Here is a 1,757-nt window from a genome sequence, read left to right as displayed (position 1 = left end):
CTCGTCCTGGGTAAGCACAATCTCCGTCGCAATTCGCATTAGCTTTCTCCTGGTTGATGCACAAGAATAGCGCCTCATCCGCGATATTTCAATACGAAGCACTGAGAATGCAACACTACACTAGCGCCACCCGGTGTCAGGCTTCGCATCCGCGTGCGGTGCGCTGAAATGAATCAGTAATACATCGCCGCGTGTGGCTGGTCATCGATGCCGATGAAAGGCGCCAAAGCGTCGGCGATGTCTTGCGGCGCATCCGCAGGTGGACGCGTTGTCGAAAGGGGCTCGACAGCCGCATTGACGATTTGTTGGTACCCAAGTACATCGGTCCACGCGTTCACGTTGGCAAGCAGAGCGCGGGCGGAACTGGCTGCCGCCGCACCCGAATAGCCAGCTTCCTTGTTCTCGCCATCAACTTCAAACGTGAAATTCGCCGCGACGTCGATTTTTTTGCCGATCGCACCCGCATCGACTTTGCCTTGCGCGCTCGTATTCGATAGCGCTCCCGACATGATCGACAGCGACGCATTGGCCCGTGTGAGCGTGCCTGAGTCGATTGCGCCGGCCCAGAACCGCAGGCCTTCCGCGTCCGGTGCGCGGTCCAGTAAGTTGTTATATATCGCCTTGACGAACGAGGCGGTATCGCCGCTGTACAGTGCTTTCGATTCGGCGCTGCTGCCGAACGAATCGATCAATTTTTTGGTCGCCGCATCCGTGTTGTAGCGGGCGCTGAGATCGGAAAAATTGGGCGAGGCTTTCAGCGATGTGAGCTGGCGCTGAAAGCTATTGAAGCCACCTGGGTCGGCCGGGCGGCCAAAATAAGCGACGTAGAGCGCCTGGATCACATCGGTATAGTCCAGGTTGACGGTTTCGCCAGAGAATTCCAGCCTCTCGATCGAGGTCAGTTTATCGATGTCCAAGGAAGCGAGATCCGGGATCACCATCATGTCGCTGCCGTTTTTCACCATGGTATACAGGCCTCGGCTGAACGAGAAGTACACGGTGTCGATGCCCGCCTTGCCATCGACATGGTCTACCTCCCACAGGTCGCCGACGAAGTAGTCCGCGTCGCTGGTGCCGGTAGATACTTTGGGAAGGTTATTGCTTATGTCGTCTTCGTAAAAAGACACCGATGCCGACGAATGATAAACACCCCGATCCAATGTGGCGCTGACATAGTAGGTCCCGGTGTAGTAGGGGACCAGGTTCTGCATGAAATCTGTCCCATACTGCATGTCGTTGTCGTTACTGTAAGAAATGACATTGCCAAGGTAATCGTACAGGGTCAAACTTGGGTCGAAAAAACTGGAGGCGAAGATATGGTACTTGGTGCCGGCAGTCATCTGCACCGGAAAAAGGGTTTCCAGGTTTGACGTACTGCTTGAGTAGATTGCACTCTTATCCGACTTGGCCACTACGCCGGTGCCGCTGCCGGTGAATGGCTTGAACACCACTGCTTTCGCAGCCGCCATGGAGGCGGCGCTGAGATCGGGCAGGTAGTCAAAGGTGTGGTAATCTGGCATTTCGTATCCCAATTGGCAAGAGCGTCAAGTTTCGCGGTGTGAATCATACGGCACTCTCCTGACTTGGAGCAACCAATAAGTGCAGATTGAAACGTGTGTTCTTTTTGAAAAAAAGTAACTGTTTAGCCCTGACCGTTGTAAACGCGCAATTGTAAACATTCCGATATCCGGGCATGATGCCGGTCATGGTAAAACTTGCCCCTCTTCCCGACCTCTCGACTCTCTCGCATCCCGAAA

At 54.5% G+C, this 1,757-nt stretch carries 1 protein-coding gene; it reads right to left on the bottom strand.

The features are described 5' to 3' along the window. Window positions 1–173 precede the first annotated feature (173 nt). Window positions 174–1,520, bottom strand: coding sequence for a DUF4214 domain-containing protein (locus tag F1735_RS33370; protein ID WP_167241279.1), 1,347 nt, complete (start codon window positions 1,518–1,520; stop codon window positions 174–176). Window positions 1,521–1,757: the final 237 nt, after the last annotated feature.

The organism is Massilia genomosp. 1 (assembly GCF_011682185.1).
Taxonomy (GTDB): Bacteria; Pseudomonadota; Gammaproteobacteria; order Burkholderiales; family Burkholderiaceae_D; genus Telluria_A; species Telluria_A rubra.
Note: the sequence above shows the minus strand (reverse complement) of the source record. Positions and strands in the feature narration are given on the sequence as shown.